The organism is Duganella sp. Dugasp78 (assembly GCF_059491455.1).
In genome coordinates, this window is record NZ_CP168506.1 from 2,619,533 (window position 1) to 2,634,066 (window position 14,534).

The window sequence follows — 14,534 nt, forward strand, 5'->3', positions numbered from 1 at the left end:
AAACGTTTTCCAAAAAGAGTCTGCCACCACATGATTCCGTCCCGATTCCGTCTGTCCGCGATCGCGCTGGCCGCCATGCTGTCCGCCGGCGGCGCGGTAGCGCAGGCGCCCGCGCCGATGAACCGCACCGTGCAGGACAACGCCTACCGGCAGCTGGACTACTTTTTCAGGAAACTGGTGGCGGAAAAGGAGGCCATCGTCATCGACGGCTACGCGCCGTTCCAGGCCGGCGACAAATTCTTGCCGGGTAAAGTGGCGGCGGGCCTGGGCCACGTGCTGCTGAACAGCGACAAGGACGATCCGGCGCTGCCGCAGCGGCTGCGCGACTATCGCGACATCGCCGATATGACGGTCGGCATGGACAATCACACCTGGGGCATCTATTACTACATCGGCACGCTGGTCAGGCTGAAGCAAGCGGGCCTGCTGGAGCGGGCAGTCAGCCCGGCCACGCTGGAGAAGCTGCGCAAGCAGCTGGACTGGCGCGGCTTCGTCACCGTGCCTCAGTATGAGCTGATCAACCTGCCGACCAACTACTACGGCGTGGCGTTCAGCATCGCGCGCTTGCGCATGTTGATGGGTTGGGAGGACGACAGCGGCAGCAGGATTTTGCTCGATAAAATGCTCACGCATTACAAGAAGTACTCGGGCCAGTTCGGCTTCTCCGACGAGACCGACGGCGAAGGGCGCTTCGACCGTTACAGCATCCTGCTAATCGCGGAGATCTGCGAGCGCTTCCTGGAAACCGGCATGGAGCCGACGCCGGAGCTGAAAGGCCTGCTGCGCAAGGCGGCCGACATCGCGCTCAACGTCAGCAACACCGCCGGCGACGGCTTCAGCTTCGGCCGCAGCCTCGGGCCTTATGGCGAGACGGCGCTGGTCGAGATCCTGTCCGTGTCTGCCCGGCTGGATGTGCTGACGGCGGAAGAGAAGCAGTACGCCTATGCCTTCTCGTCGCGCGTCGCCGCCCGCTACATGGACTTCTGGTACGACCCTTCGATGCACTCGGTGGACATGTGGGGCAAGGGCCGCCGCACCGACAGCTATCGCGGCAAGCACCGCATCCTGGGCGAGAACTTCTCGCTGCTGCACCAGCTGATCTTCACCAACGATACCTGGAACGAGGCCGGCATGACGGACGTGCCGCCCAAGGCCGACCTGCAGGCATGGCTGGACAAGACCCGTCCGCAGTTCAGCACTACTACCTTCGCAAAGGGAGAATACGACCGCGCGCTGACCATCTTCCGCGACGGACAGCACGTCGTCAGCCTGAACATCGTCAACGGTGGTATCAGCCAACATGACAACAGCCCGTACTACCCGCTGCCGTTCGCGCCGGGCATCGTCTCCGGCATCGCCGACAGCGGCAGCGCGCATCCGCAGCTGCTGCCGAAGTTCACCATGGCCGACGGTACGCAGTTGATCGGCACGGCGTGGATCAAGGACATCAGGACCAGTCAGGCCGGCCAGCGCTACACCGTCAGCTATCGCCAGGATGAGCTGGACCAGCTGGGCGGGAGAAGCCCGGTCAAGGACGGCCGCATCAAGCTGCAAACCACCTACACGCTGGAACACGGACGGTTGACCCGCAACGATGTCTACACGCCGGTGGGTACGCAGGAAGTGGAGAGGATCACGCTGGACTTCGCATCCTTCTCGGAGCAGCCGGTCATCGAAGGCGGCACCGTCACCTTCGCCAAAGGCGATGTGGACGAGTACAGCGTCTCCGGCCTCCAGCAATGCCAGGTGGCGTCGACCAACGGCAGCAAGGATTACATGGCGCCGTACGGCCCGATGAAGACCCTCGTCACCTGCAGCACCGGCAAGCTGACGATGACAAAAGCGCTGACGATCAGATGGACCATCAAGTACCATTAAGTACCATTGAGGACACAAAATGCGTAGTGTATTAAAGCTGCTGTTGGTCGTGGGCTGCCTGTCCACGGCATGGGCGCAGGACGACCAGGCCCCCGGCCAGGCGATGGTGGTGCCGTCCGCCGGCGCGCGCATCGCTGCTTCGGCGGCGAAGCAGCCGCCCACGCTGCACAACATCTACGGCCGCACCCACCTGCTGCTGGACGGCCGCTGGAACTACATCGTCGATCCCTATGAGACGGGCTACTACAATTATCGCCACCAGCCCTTCGACCAATCCGCCACCGGTTCCGGTGGCTTCTACGACGATCGCAAGCCCAAGGACAAAACCGAAGCCGTCGAATACAGCTTCGACGGCTCGCCGACGCTGGCCATTCCCGGCGACTGGAACTCGCAGAACGCCAAGCTGGAAAACTATGAGGGCACCGTCTGGATGCGCCAGCAATTCCGCGCTGCGCCCAAGGACGGCAAGCGCTACTTCCTCTACTTCGGCGCAGTCAACTACGAGGCCCACGTCTACCTGAACGGCAGGAAGGTCGGCAGCCACAAGGGCGGCTTCACGCCGTTCCAGTTCGACGTGACGGGGCTTTTACTGAACGGCCAGAACACGGTGATCGTCAAGGCCGACAACACCCGACACCAGGACGACATCCCGACACTGAACACCGACTGGTGGAACTACGGCGGCATCACCCGCGATGTGCTGCTGGCCGAGACGCCGGACACCTACATCGCCGACTACCAGATCCAGCTGGCCAAGGGCGACATGGGGCGCATCGAAGGCTATGTGCAGATGACCGGCGCGCAGCGCTCGCAGGACGTGACGATCGCCATCCCCGAAGCGGGCGTCAAGGCCACCGTGCACACGGGCGCCGACGGCCGCGCCGCGGTCAGCATCCCGCTGGCGACAAACAGGATGCGCTACTGGTCGCCGGAAGATCCCAAGCTGTACACCGTCACCATCGCCGGCGCGACCGACAGGCTGAATGACCGCATCGGTTTCCGCACCATCGAAACGCGCGGCCAGGACCTGCTGCTGAACGGGAAATCGGTCTTCCTGCGCGGGATCTCGCTGCACGACGAAAACCCGTTGATACCGGGCCGCCTGCGCGGCGAGGGCGACATGCGCATGATGCTGCAATGGGCCAAGGAGATGAACTGCAATTACGTCCGCCTGGCGCACTATCCGCACAGCGAGGAGATGATCAGGCTGGCCGACGAGATGGGCATCCTGGTCTGGGCCGAGGTGCCGGTGTACTGGACCATCTCGTGGGAGAAGCCGGAAGTCTACGCCAACGCCAGCCAGCAGCTGACCGACCTGGTCACGCGCGATCGCAACCGCGCCAGCGTTATCATCTGGTCGATCGGGAACGAGACGCCGGTCAGCGATGCGCGCAATGTCTTCATGGGCAAGCTGGCCGACACCGTGCGCTCGCTGGACCGTACCCGCCTGGTCGCCGCCGCACTGGAGGTGCACCGCAAGGACAACGAGGTGACGGTGGAAGATCCGCTGGCCGACAAGATCGACCTCGCGAGTTTTAACGAATACGCCGGCTGGTACTGGTCCGACAACAAGGAGATGCTGAAGTTTTCGTTCAAGGTCCGTTACAACAAGCCGATGGTGATCACCGAATTCGGCGCCGACGCACTGGGCGGCCTGCACGCCGATGACGACACCCGCTGGAGCGAGGAGTATCAAGACCTGCTGTACCGGAACCAGTTCAAGATGCTCGATGCGATCCCCGGCCTGCGCGGCATGACGCCGTGGGTGCTGACGGACTTCCGTTCGCCGCGCCGGCCGCACCCGTACTATCAGGACTTCTGGAACCGCAAGGGCCTGATCTCCGAAACCGGCAAGAAAAAGCTGGCCTTCTACACAATGAAGGCTTACTACGACCAAAAACAGCAACAATACAAGTGACCATGAAAAAGACCACTCTTGTCATAGCTGCGGCCTTGCTGCCGTTGTTGGCCCGCGCGCAGGACGCGGAGATCGATCGCAAGGTCGCCGCGCTGATGGAACAGATGACGGTGGCGGAGAAGGTCGGCCAGCTGCATCAGATATCCGGCCGCCTGGTCACCGGTCCGGCCAGCAGCGACTATGCCGCAACGCTGGCCGATATCCGTCTTGGCAAAGTCGGCTCCATGCTCAACGTGAAAGGCGTGGCCGACACGCGCGAGATCCAGGCGCTGGCGCTGCAATCGCGGCTGCATATTCCGCTGCTGTTCGGCCAGGATGTGATCCACGGCTACCATACGGTGTTCCCGGTGCCGCTGGGCGAGTCGGCGTCGTGGGACATGGAGGCGATCGAACAGTCGGCCCGCATCGCCGCGCGCGAGGCTTCCGCCGCCGGCATCCACTGGACCTTCGCACCGATGGTGGACATCGCGCGCGATCCGCGCTGGGGCCGCGTGATGGAAGGGGCGGGCGAGGATGCCTTCCTCGGCTCGGCCATCGCCCGCGCGCGGGTGCACGGCTTCCAGGGCAAGCGGCTGGGCTCCACCGATGCCGTGATGGCCACCGCCAAGCACTTCGCCGCCTATGGCGCGGCGATTGCGGGCCGCGACTACAACGCGGTCGACATGAGCCAGCAGCAGCTGTTCGAGGTCTATCTGCCGCCGTTCAAGGCCGCGCTGGACGCGGGCGCGGCGACGTTCATGAACTCCTTCAATACGCTCAACGGCGTGCCGGCCACCGGCAACAGCTTCCTGCAGCGCGATGTCCTCAAGGGCCGCTGGAACTTCAAGGGTTTCGTGGTCAGCGACTGGGGCTCGGTGCGCGAGATGGTGCCGCATGGTTACGCCAGCGACCTGGCCGACGCCTCGGTCAAAGCCATCAACGCCGGCAGCGACATGGACATGGAGAGCTACGCCCACATCAATCACCTTGAGCAGTCGGTCAAATCCGGCAAGGTGGAAATGAAGACGCTGGACGACGCGGTCCGCCGCATTCTGTACAAGAAGTTCGAGCTTGGCCTGTTCGACGATCCCTACCGCTTTGCCGACGCCGCGCGCGAGAAGGCGGTGCTGGCCGATCCGTCGCACCGCGCCGCCGCGCTGGACGTGGCGCAGAAATCGCTGGTGCTGCTGAAGAACCAGGGCGGCACGCTGCCGCTGTCGCGCGAAGCGAAGCGCATCGCCGTCATTGGCCCGTTGGCCGACGCGCGGCGCGACCTGGAGGGCGGCTGGGTGGTGGAGGGCGACCGCGCGCGCGTGGTCAGCATCCTCGAAGGCATCCGCGGCCACGCCGGCAAGGCGCAGGTCAGCTACGCGCAGGCTTGCGGCGCGGGCTGCGCCGGCACCGAAGGCTTTGCCGACGCCGTCGCCACGGCGGCCAAGGCGGACGTGGTCGTGCTGGCCGTCGGCGAAACCTGGGACTTGAGCGGCGAGGCCAAGTCCCGCACCGACATCACGCTGCCCGGCCATCAGGAGCAGCTGTTCGCCGCGCTCAAGGCCACCGGAAAGCCGGTGGTGGTGGTGATGCTGGCCGGGCGCCCGCTGGTGTTCAACACCATCGCCGACCAGGCGGACGCCATCGTCTACGCGTGGTTCCCCGGCAGCGAGGGCGGCAACGCGGTCGCCAATGTGCTGTTTGGCGATTACAACCCGTCCGGCAAACTGCCGATCACCTTTCCGCGCAGCGTCGGCCAGATTCCGCTGTCGTACGCGCAGCCCAGCACCGGCCGGCCCGTCACCGACGAGAAGGACGTGGTCTACAAGTCGGGCTATATCGATTCCGTCAACAGCCCGCGCTACGCCTTCGGCCATGGCCTCAGCTACACCGGGTTCAAATATTCGGACCTGACGATCAGCAGCGCGGAGATGTCGCCGTCGCAGCAGGTCACGCTGTCGTTCGACCTGGCCAACACCGGCAAGACCGAGGGCACCGAGATCGTGCAGCTGTACCTCCGCGACATGGTGGCTTCGGTGGTGCGGCCGGTGAGGGAGTTGAAGGGCTTCCAGAAAATCCATCTGCGGCCGGGCGAGCGGCGCCGCGTGAGCTTCATCATCGACCGCGAGCTGCTGTCGTTCTTCAACAGCCAGTTGGTGTGGGGTGCCGAAGCCGGCGATTTCAAACTGATGGTCGGCAGCGCCTCCGACGATATCCGCCTTGAGGGGGCGGTAAAACTGCTTTTGCGCTAGCGCAGTTGCAGCAGGCGCGCCAGTTCGCCGCTTTTGACGATGGCGTCGATGGCGGTGTTGACTTCGTCGACGCTGACGTTGGCCTGTCTGGACACCGCGCACATCGACTGATACTCGTTGACCACCAGCAGATGGTAGCCGGCCGGCAGCGCGCCTTTGGCTGCCTGGTTGTCGATCATGTTGCGGGCGGCCAGAAAATAGTCATAGCGGCCGGCCTTCCACTTGCGCAGCGCGAGCTCGGCGGAGGGTGCGTCGTCGCGGACGAAATCGGCGCCGAGGCTGCGCTCGAGTTCCGGGTAGTGGAAACCCAGCACAGTGCCTATGCGCTTGCCTTTCAGCTCGCCCATTGAGCGCGGCGCCGGCACGCGGCTCGACGATACCAGCACTTCCGAGGTGGGGATAAAGGCGCGGCTCCAGTACACATCTCCCTTGATCCAGGCCGGCACGTAGCCGCACAGGATGTCGCCTTCGCCGCTTTCCAGCGCACCTATCATGCGCTTGCGCGGCAGCGAGACAAAGCGTACCGGCCGGCCCATCTGCCGCGCCAGCGCGGCGCCCAGCGCCTCCTGGAAGCGGCTCAGTTCACGCTTGCCGGCGGTGGGGCGTTCCTCGCTCTTCTGCACATAGCGCAGCTCCTGCCTGGCCGCATCGGCTGCGTACGTGGACAACGTCAGCGTCGCAAGCAGGGGAAGGGCAAGGAGTCTGACGTATGAATTCATGGGAGCGCCGGTTGAGGTTAGTTCAAGGTAGAGCAATCGGGAGCCGGCGTCAATCCAGCGAGCGTTGCATCTCGTCGATCTCGTCCTTCAGCCAGGCGCGCAGGCGCGCGATCTTGGTCATGCCTTCCTTGCCGCGGCTGACCGCCAGCCGGTAGCCGCGCTTGTACGGTGCGCTGAAGCAGGCGATCCGCTTCAAGGCGCCGCTGCGCAGGTCCTCGTAGGCGATCGCATACGAAACGAGGCTGATGCCCTGTCCCGCCAGCGCCGCCTGCGCCAGCACGGCGAAGTTGCTGTAGCTGCGCGAGAAATCGTAGGTCCCTTTCAGCGCGCTGTTCTTGCGCAGCAGCTGTATCCATTCCTCGTTGCTGTGTTCATGCAGCAGCGGAAAGCGCTGCAGGTCGGCCAGCGTCAGCTCCTCCTGGCCGGGCGCCAGCAACGACGGGCTGTAGACCGCCACCAGCCGTTCGCGGAACAGCAGTTCGGGATCGCCGTCCTCGATGGGATGGAAGCGCAGCGCGGCGTCGGTGCTGCCGTCTTCCAGGTCGACCAGGCGGTCGCTGGAATCGATGCGGATGTCCAGCTCCGGGTATAGCTTGGTGAAGCGGTGGATGCGCGGCACCAGCCACTTGATCGCCAGCGAATGCGTGGTGGAGATGCGCAGGATCTTCTCGTCGTCGCCGTCCTGCAGCGCCACCACCTTGGCGCGCAGCTCGCCGAGCGAGCGGGCCACGGCCGCCGCCAGTTCCTGCCCTTTTTCGGTCAGCGTGATGTGGCGCGGGTGGCGCGTGAACAGCTCGAAACCCACCGCAGCCTCCAGCTGCTTGACCTGGAGGCTGATCGCCGCCGGCGTCTTGTGCAGCTCCTGGGCGGCCAGCTTGAAGCTGCCCCAGCGGGCGGCGCAGTCGAAGTCGATCAGGCCGGAGAGGGAGCGCAGCGGTTTGTTCATGTCGGGCTTAGGCTAAGTTTTTCTTGTTCATCGGTCGAAAATTACTCGTTTGATCACAGGCGCTACAGCGAGGAAAATATACCTCATACGCTGATAAAACTCCATGAGCAAGAATTTATCGATATCGGCGCCATACTCAATCAGGAGGTTGCCATGTTCCAGACCCACACCGTAAGCCCACCGTGCGTATGCACACCGGCCGAGCCTGTCCAGGTGCCAGCACCTGCACCTGCGCCGGCGCCGGAGCCGGAGCCGAAGTTTTCGGCGGAATTGATGCGCATGCTGGGACAACTGGTGATGTTGCGCTGATCCGCAGCGGCGGCGCAACAGCCGGCGACGATGCCAGCAGGTTTGTGCAAGTTGCGCCGCATTGCACATCTGTGCCGCCGGCGACGGCGTGACAATCGGTGCTCCACTAAAAAAATACGGAGACACCATGACCTACCTACGCATCACCGCGGCGCTGGCAGCGCTGCTGGCCGCCGGCGCCGCCAGCGCCGACAATATCTCGCTGCGACTGGCCTTTGCCGATGGCCGCAACGGCCCCGTGTTCAGCGTCCGCCACGCGGAAACCGGCAGCTTCGCCCTGACGCCGGATGTGCGCAGCCAGGCGCCCGGCGCGCAATGGCGGGTGGTCGCGCGCGACGCGCAGGGCGTCATCCTGCATGAAGTCACCGTGGCCGCCGGCCAGCAGCGCCATGTCGAGGCGTTCAACCCCAAGACCGGCGCCATCGACATCGCCGACACCGTGCGCCAGGCGAACGGCTCGTTTGAAGTATCGCTGCCATTCGACAGCGCCACCGCCAGCGTCGAGGTGTTGCCGGTGCAGACTGCCAGCGTCAGGGGCATGAGCGCCGCCGTCGCCGCCGCGCCGTTGGCGCACTTCGACCGCGCCACGCTGGCCAAGCTGGCCGCCACCTCGCGCACTGCGCGCGCCGCGCGAGCCGCCGCGCTGGCCCCGGCCGTCACCGCGACCACCATCCTCAACACCGGGCCGGCCGCCTCGCGCATGGATTACGTGTTCGTTGGCGACGGCTACACCGCCGCCGAGATGGACAAGTGGCATGCGGATGCGCAGAAGGTCATCGACGGCTTCCTGGCCGATCCGCTGTTCGCCGCCAACCGCGCCAATATGAACGTGCGGCGCGTGGACGTGGCCAGCAACCAGTCCGGCGTGGACGAACCGGACAAGGGCATCTACCGCGACACCGCGCTGGACGCCGCCTTCAACTGCTACAACATCGACCGGCTGCTGTGCGTCGATAGCGACAAGGTGCACGATGTCGTCGGCTCGGTGCTGGCGCCGGATGAACGCGACGTGATCATCGTGGTTGCCAACTCCACGCGCTACGGCGGCTCCGGCGGCGAGGTGGCGACGCTGTCGATGGCGACGCAGTCGATCGAGATCGCGCTGCACGAAATCGGCCACACGGCGTTCTCGCTGGCGGACGAATACGACTACGGCACCTGCAGCCTGAACGGCGAACCGGGCGAGCCCGATGTGACGATGAACGGCACGCGCAGCGTCAAGTGGCGCGGCCTGATCTCGGCCAGCACGCCGGTGCCGACCAGCGCCGGGGTGTATCCGAACGGCACCGTGGGGGTGTTCCAGGGCGCGCAGTACTGCACCAGCGGCAAATACCGCCCGACCGAAAACTCGCGCATGCGCACGCTGGGCTATCCGTGGCATGCAGTCAACGAGGGCGTGGCGAGCAAGGTGTTTGCGCAGTACAGCAGCGGCGTCGGCGCGACGCAGACCGGCACCATCGCGGCCGGCGGCAGCGTCAACGTGCCCAATGTGAACCCGGGCTGGATCCAGGCGGCGGCTGGCAACATCAGCCTGCAGCTGACCGGCAAGGTGGGCACCACCTACCAGCTCTATCTGTACCAGTACGGAGCGAACGGCTGGGCGCTGGTGGCGTCCGGCACGGGCGCGGCATCGAGTCCGTCGATTTCCTACAACGCCGCTGCCGGCTACTATTACGCGTTGGCCACGTCGGGCACCGGCGGCGCGTATTCGCTGACCTACAGCTATACCAAGCCGTAAAGCGCAAGCCGTAAAGCGCAAGCCTTAAGCGGGCGCGGTGGCGCGTTCCAGGTCGGCCAGCCACAGCATGGCCGACTCGCGGTTGGCGCCGCACATCTCGGCCGACGGTTGCAGGCCGCCGCAGAAGGCCGGCCGTTCGGGACGGCCGAAGATCTTGCAGCGGTTGTCGTCGGCCAGCTGGACGCAGCGCACGCCCGCCGGTTTGCCGTCGGGCATACCGGGGATGGGGCTGGTGATCGAGGGCGCCGTGCAGCAGGCGCCGCAGTTGGGACGGCAGTCCAGGGCTGGCGGGGAAATATTCATAGGGGCGTTATTTTACGCCTCTTTTTTTTCGGCCAGCCATTTCGCGATGGCCGCCGCCACCCACGGGCCGTCGTCCAGCGGCAGGTCGTGGCCGGCGCCCGGGTGCACCAGCAGCGGCGCATCCCACGCCTGCGCCAGCCGCAGCGAGCAGCGATGGTCGACCAGCTGGTCGCCGGCGCCGGCCAGGACCAGCAGCGGCACGGCCGGCCGCGTGGAGGGCGCGCGGAAGCGGGCGGCGGACCACAGCTGGCGCAGCGCGTTGGCGCGCGTGACGGGGAATTCGCGCTGATAGGCCAGCCAGCGTTGCAGCAGCGCTTCGCGTGCGCCGGCATCGCCGGTGCGGCTGGTCAGGCGCAGGATCAGCCGCTCCTGGCGCTCGACGCCGCCGCGCAGCATCAGCTGGACGATGGAGGGATAGTTCTGCCAGCGCAGCCGCTGGTGGAAGCGGCTGTACGGCCGCATGCTGGTGTTGATCAGCACACAGCGCTCCACTTCGCCGGGATAGCGGCTGGACCACGCCACCGCCGCCATGCCGCCCAGCGACAGCGCCAGCAGCGAGTAGGGCGGCTGCATGCCGCGCGCCTGCAGGTCGCGGCGGCAGTGGTCCACCATCTGCGCCACCCGCGTGGCGCTGCGCATGGCGTGACGCTCGCCGTTGCCGGGCAGGTCGGGCGTGACGATGCGGGCATCCGGCAGCGCGGCCGCCAGCTGGCCGGGGAAGCTTCCCCAGTGGCGCTGTTCGCGCATCAGGCCGCGCAGCAGCACCCAGTTGCTCATGCGTCGTACCACTGCGCCAGCGCGCGCCGGTGCTGGACCTTGCGCGCCATCCCCTCCGGCATCCAGCGCCCGTGGCTGTTGGCCGCGCGCATCAGGAAGTCGAACCAGATCAGGTGGCGCCGCAGCACCCGCTGCAGGCGGTGCCTGGCGGTCGGGTTGAAGATGGCGATGCGGTCGAAGATCTGGCGCGGATTCTTCTTCACCCACAGCCACGAGCCCATCTCCAGCGTCAGCGGCAGGAACACGCGCTCGCTGTAGCTGGTGCCGTTCAGGTACAGGTAGTCCCACAGGTCGCCGTGGGTGCGGTACTGGCGGCTCTGCGGTTCGAACACGTAGTTGTGGTTCGGGTAGCTCTGGCTGAACAACTGCTCCAGCGCGCCGATGTCGGCCAGGTGCGGGATCGGCGCCGTGGTGTGCGCGTGCGGGAACCAGATGCGGTCGCGCAGGCCGAAGCCGGAGTGGCAGTCGAGCGCCATGCTGAACTGGCGCGACAGCAGTTCGCGCTCGACCAGTTCGCACACGGCCTGGCTTTCCGCCTCCATCGGCGCGCCGGCCTTGCCGCGATACCACGGCAGGTGATGGCTGAAGCGCTGGCCGCCCAGCATGAACGGCACTTTGTCGACCGCGCTCAGGGGTGCGTTGCGCATCAGGTCCACCCCTTGCGGATTGCAGCGCGTGGCTTGCCACATGCCGCCCGGGTTCACCAGCGGCATGAACACCAGCCGCATCGATTCGAGCTGCTGGTGCAGGGTGCCGTCCCAGCGCAGCCGCGCCAGCAGGCTTTCCATGAACGACAGGATGACCTGGGTGCCGATGCGTTCCAGGCCGTGGATGCCGCCGAAGAAGCCCAGCGCCGGCACGTCCGGGCTGGGGTTGCCCAGGGCGATGGTGTAGACCGGGAACTGGCGGCCGTCCATCGCCACCGTGCAGGAGGTGCCGACCTCCAGATGCCGTCCGCCTTCGTCGATCAGGCGCTTCAGGGTGATCAGCTCGGGCAGGTTCTTCTCGGGCATGGAGGCGGAGGCGGAAAGGTGTGACCGACAGTGTAGCCCAATTTGACGGCGCGGCTTACTGTGCGTCGCCTTTACCATACAGCTCGCGGCACACCAGCGCGATCTGCTCGCGCAGCCAGCGCTGGGCCGGATGGGCGTCGTTGCGGCGGTGCCAGTGCAGCACGAAGGGCACCGGCGCCAGGTCCAGCTCCGGCGGCAGCGGCAGCACCGCCAGCGCGCGCGCCACACCGCTGGCGCGCACCACGCCCTCCATCAGCGTGGCCAGCAGGTCGCCGCCGGCGACGATGGCCGGCGCCGCGTACATCTGCGGCAGCGTGACGGCGATCTGGCGCCGGCGCTGCAGCTGCGCCAGCCCGACGTCGACGTGGCCGACGCCGTCGCCCTCCGGCGACACCAGCAGGTGCTGGCAGCTTAGAAAGCGTGTCAGCGTCAGCTTCTTGTTCGCCAGCGGATGGTCCTTGCGCGCCACGCACACAAAGCGCTCCTCGAACAGCGGCAGGGTGGGGATGCGCGGCGTGCTGCCACCGGGTACGCCGACCGCCGCGTCGGCCTCGCCGGCGTCGAGCAGGGCCAGCGCGTCCTCGCGCGCGGTGTAGGCCTTGATCCGCAGCGTGACGCCGGGCGCCTGCCGCGCCAGCCGTTTCAGCAGCGGCGGCAGCATGACGAAGGCCGGATGGTCGGACAGCCCCAGCGTGAAGCGCACCGTCGCGCGCGCCGGATCGAAGGCCTGCGTGAAATCCAGTGTGCGCTGGATGCTGGCCAGCGCCTCGCCCAGCGGACCCGCCAGCTCCAGCGCGCGCGGCGTGGGCTGCAGGCCGGTGGCGCTGCGCACGAACAAATCGTCCTTCAGCAGCAGGCGCAGGCGCGCCAGCGCCGCGCTCATCGCGGGCTGGGTGCGGCCGATGCGCACGCCGGCGCGCGTCACGTTGCGTTCACAGATCAGCGCGTCGAAGGCGACCAGCAGGTTGAGGTCTATGCCATGTAAATCCATGCGGTGGATGATACTGCATATCCATTATCGATTGGACTTGCGTGGGGGCGGATTGCTACAGTGGCCGGGTCATTCACCGCTACGGAAAACCCATCATGACCATGCAGGACAACGGCCTGACCACGGCCCAGCAACAAGCCATCGAAACCCTGTACCGCGCCTTCAACGAGCGCAATCCCGACCTGCTCGACCAGGCGCTGACGCCGGACTGGCAGGACACGCCGCTCGGTCCGGGCCAGCAGCCCGGCCTGGCCGGCATGAAGCCGGTGGTCGCCATGTTCGGCGCCGCTTTCCCGGACGTGCATATCGCCATCCTCGACATCTTCGGCCGCGACGGCCGCGCCGCCGTGCGCGCACAGATCACCGGCACCCATCGCGGCGAGTTTTTCGGCATCGCCCCTACCAATAAGCCTATTGCAATTGCGATCCATGAGTTTCATTATCTGGGGGCGGACCGCATCACTCATACCTGGCACCTGGAAGACTGGTTCGGCATGCTGAACCAGGTCGGTGCCTGGCCCCTTGTTGATTAATTTTTTTGAGGAATTTCATGACCACTATCGCGATCGTCTACTTCAGCGGCTACGGCCACACCGTCAAACAGGCCGAGGCCGTGCAGCAGGGCGCCGCCGGCGTCGCCGGTGCGGAGGTGCAGGTGTTCCGGATCGACCAGAACGGCGACCTGCCTGAGGATGCGCTGGCCGCCATCGGCAAGGCCGACGCCATCATCTACGGCAGCCCGACCTATATGGGCGGCCCGGCCTGGCAGTTCAAGAAGTTCGCCGACAAGTCGTCCGCCTCGTGGTTCGGCCAGAACTGGAAGAACAAGGTGGCCGCCGGCTTCACCAATTCGGCCTCGGTCAACGGCGACAAGTTCTCGACGATCCAGTATTTCTGGACGCTGGCCATGCAGCACAGCCAGGTCTGGGTCGGCACCGGCCTGATGCCGTCGAATAAAAAGGAGCACGGCCCGGCCGACGTCAACTGGACCGCCGGCTTTGGCGGCGCGCTGGCGATCTCGCCGTCGGACGCCTCGGCGGACGAAGCGCCGCGCAGCGGCGACCTGGAAACCGCCCGCCAGCTGGGCAAGCGCGTGGCTGAACTGGCGGCGCGCCTGGCCTGACCGGTCCTCGGTCGCGCAAGCGGCCGCACCGGCGACGCACGCCGGCGCGGCCGTCCAGCAGCTATTGCTTGTAGATCCCGGCGCCGACGATGTAGTCGTCCACCTTTTCGATGTAACTCGATTTCTCTTCGACTGCCTTGGTGACCGGGTTGGGCCATTTGTAGTCGAACCACCCCTGGTTCTTGGTTTTGACGGTCTGGATGAAGCCCTTGATGATGTAGGTGCCTTCCGCGTCGCGCATATCCAGCAGGTTTTTGCCGACCATCTTCGAGGCATTGCCGTTACCGATGGCCAAATTGACGCCATTCAAATCGTAGACAAAGATGTACAGGTTGCGGTCGACGAACTGGCCTTTGGAATTGTTGAATTCCGCAAACGCCTTGTCTTTCCCGTTCGCCTTCACGTAGGCGACAGCCTTCTTGACCAGCGCGACGCAGTCTTCCGCATTGGCGCGCTCGCTCGCGGCGTAGGCGCTGGTGGCCAGCAGCGCGCTCAGCACCAGCAGCGAAATTTTAGAAATAAACTGTTTCATTTTGATCTCCGTTATAAGTTTCTGCCAGGATCGATACTATGAACTACGATCCGAAAAACCCTTGA

Annotated in this window: 14 protein-coding genes; 7 read left to right on the forward strand and 7 right to left on the reverse strand. The window is 65.6% G+C overall.

Annotation, left to right across the window (positions count from 1 at the left end; translation table 11 throughout):
• Positions 1 to 30 precede the first annotated feature (30 nt).
• The 3 genes from ACEN9O_RS11585 to ACEN9O_RS11595 are packed head-to-tail and all read left to right on the forward strand — an operon-like array spanning position 31 to position 6,018.
• Complete coding sequence (locus tag ACEN9O_RS11585) at positions 31 to 1,878, forward strand: hypothetical protein (protein ID WP_495617685.1); 1,848 nt, start codon at positions 31 to 33, stop codon at positions 1,876 to 1,878.
• Positions 1,879 to 1,897: 19 nt separating this feature from the next.
• Positions 1,898 to 3,796 (forward strand): glycoside hydrolase family 2 protein, encoded by a 1,899-nt coding sequence (locus tag ACEN9O_RS11590; RefSeq protein WP_495617686.1) that lies wholly within the window; start codon positions 1,898 to 1,900, stop codon positions 3,794 to 3,796.
• A gap of 2 nt (positions 3,797 to 3,798) precedes the next feature.
• Positions 3,799 to 6,018, forward strand: coding sequence for a glycoside hydrolase family 3 N-terminal domain-containing protein (locus ACEN9O_RS11595; RefSeq protein ID WP_495617687.1), 2,220 nt, complete (start codon positions 3,799 to 3,801; stop codon positions 6,016 to 6,018).
• Here ACEN9O_RS11595 and ACEN9O_RS11600 read toward each other — a convergent pair.
• Positions 6,015 to 6,686 carry a substrate-binding periplasmic protein gene (locus tag ACEN9O_RS11600; protein ID WP_495617688.1) on the reverse strand — a complete coding sequence of 224 codons (672 nt, stop codon included), beginning with the start codon at positions 6,684 to 6,686 and terminating at the stop codon, positions 6,015 to 6,017. The genes ACEN9O_RS11595 and ACEN9O_RS11600 overlap by 4 nt on opposite strands.
• A 100-nt stretch (positions 6,687 to 6,786) precedes the next feature.
• Complete coding sequence (locus ACEN9O_RS11605) at positions 6,787 to 7,683, reverse strand: LysR substrate-binding domain-containing protein (protein WP_495617689.1); 897 nt, start codon at positions 7,681 to 7,683, stop codon at positions 6,787 to 6,789.
• Between the two features lie 153 nt (positions 7,684 to 7,836).
• Here ACEN9O_RS11605 and ACEN9O_RS11610 point away from each other — a divergent pair, with 153 nt between their 5' ends.
• Entirely contained in the window at positions 7,837 to 7,992 is a 156-nt protein-coding gene (locus tag ACEN9O_RS11610; protein ID WP_495617690.1) for a hypothetical protein, read from the forward strand.
• A 127-nt stretch (positions 7,993 to 8,119) separates the two neighbouring features.
• The gene (locus ACEN9O_RS11615) at positions 8,120 to 9,730 is read left to right on the forward strand and encodes a M64 family metallopeptidase (RefSeq protein ID WP_495617691.1); all 1,611 of its coding nucleotides are present in this window, start codon (positions 8,120 to 8,122) and stop codon (positions 9,728 to 9,730) included.
• Positions 9,731 to 9,754: 24 nt separating this feature from the next.
• On the opposite strand, the gene ACEN9O_RS11620 is transcribed toward ACEN9O_RS11615, so the two are convergent.
• Genes ACEN9O_RS11620 through ACEN9O_RS11635 form a run of 4 tightly spaced genes read right to left on the reverse strand, consistent with a single transcriptional unit; the run spans position 9,755 to position 12,814 of the window.
• Entirely contained in the window at positions 9,755 to 10,033 is a 279-nt protein-coding gene (locus ACEN9O_RS11620; protein WP_495617692.1) for a YkgJ family cysteine cluster protein, read from the reverse strand.
• A 12-nt stretch (positions 10,034 to 10,045) separates the two neighbouring features.
• Positions 10,046 to 10,810 carry an alpha/beta fold hydrolase gene (locus ACEN9O_RS11625; RefSeq protein WP_495617693.1) on the reverse strand — a complete coding sequence of 255 codons (765 nt, stop codon included), beginning with the start codon at positions 10,808 to 10,810 and terminating at the stop codon, positions 10,046 to 10,048.
• On the reverse strand, positions 10,807 to 11,823 hold the full coding sequence (locus tag ACEN9O_RS11630; RefSeq protein WP_495617694.1) for a M14 family zinc carboxypeptidase: 1,017 nt from the start codon (positions 11,821 to 11,823) through the stop codon (positions 10,807 to 10,809). The genes ACEN9O_RS11625 and ACEN9O_RS11630 overlap by 4 nt, the downstream gene beginning before the upstream one ends.
• A gap of 55 nt (positions 11,824 to 11,878) precedes the next feature.
• Entirely contained in the window at positions 11,879 to 12,814 is a 936-nt protein-coding gene (locus tag ACEN9O_RS11635) for a LysR substrate-binding domain-containing protein (RefSeq protein ID WP_495617695.1), read from the reverse strand.
• 95 nt (positions 12,815 to 12,909) lie between these two features.
• Here ACEN9O_RS11635 and ACEN9O_RS11640 point away from each other — a divergent pair, with 95 nt between their 5' ends.
• Positions 12,910 to 13,347: an ester cyclase gene (locus ACEN9O_RS11640; RefSeq protein ID WP_495617696.1), complete on the forward strand. Its 438-nt coding sequence runs from the start codon at positions 12,910 to 12,912 to the stop codon at positions 13,345 to 13,347.
• Positions 13,348 to 13,364: 17 nt separating this feature from the next.
• Positions 13,365 to 13,937, forward strand: a complete 573-nt coding sequence (locus ACEN9O_RS11645; RefSeq protein ID WP_495617697.1) for a flavodoxin family protein — start codon at positions 13,365 to 13,367, stop codon at positions 13,935 to 13,937.
• Positions 13,938 to 13,998: 61 nt separating this feature from the next.
• Here the strand turns inward: ACEN9O_RS11645 and ACEN9O_RS11650 are convergent, their stop codons facing one another.
• On the reverse strand, positions 13,999 to 14,469 hold the full coding sequence (locus ACEN9O_RS11650) for a cache domain-containing protein (protein ID WP_495617698.1): 471 nt from the start codon (positions 14,467 to 14,469) through the stop codon (positions 13,999 to 14,001).
• Positions 14,470 to 14,534 lie beyond the last annotated feature (65 nt).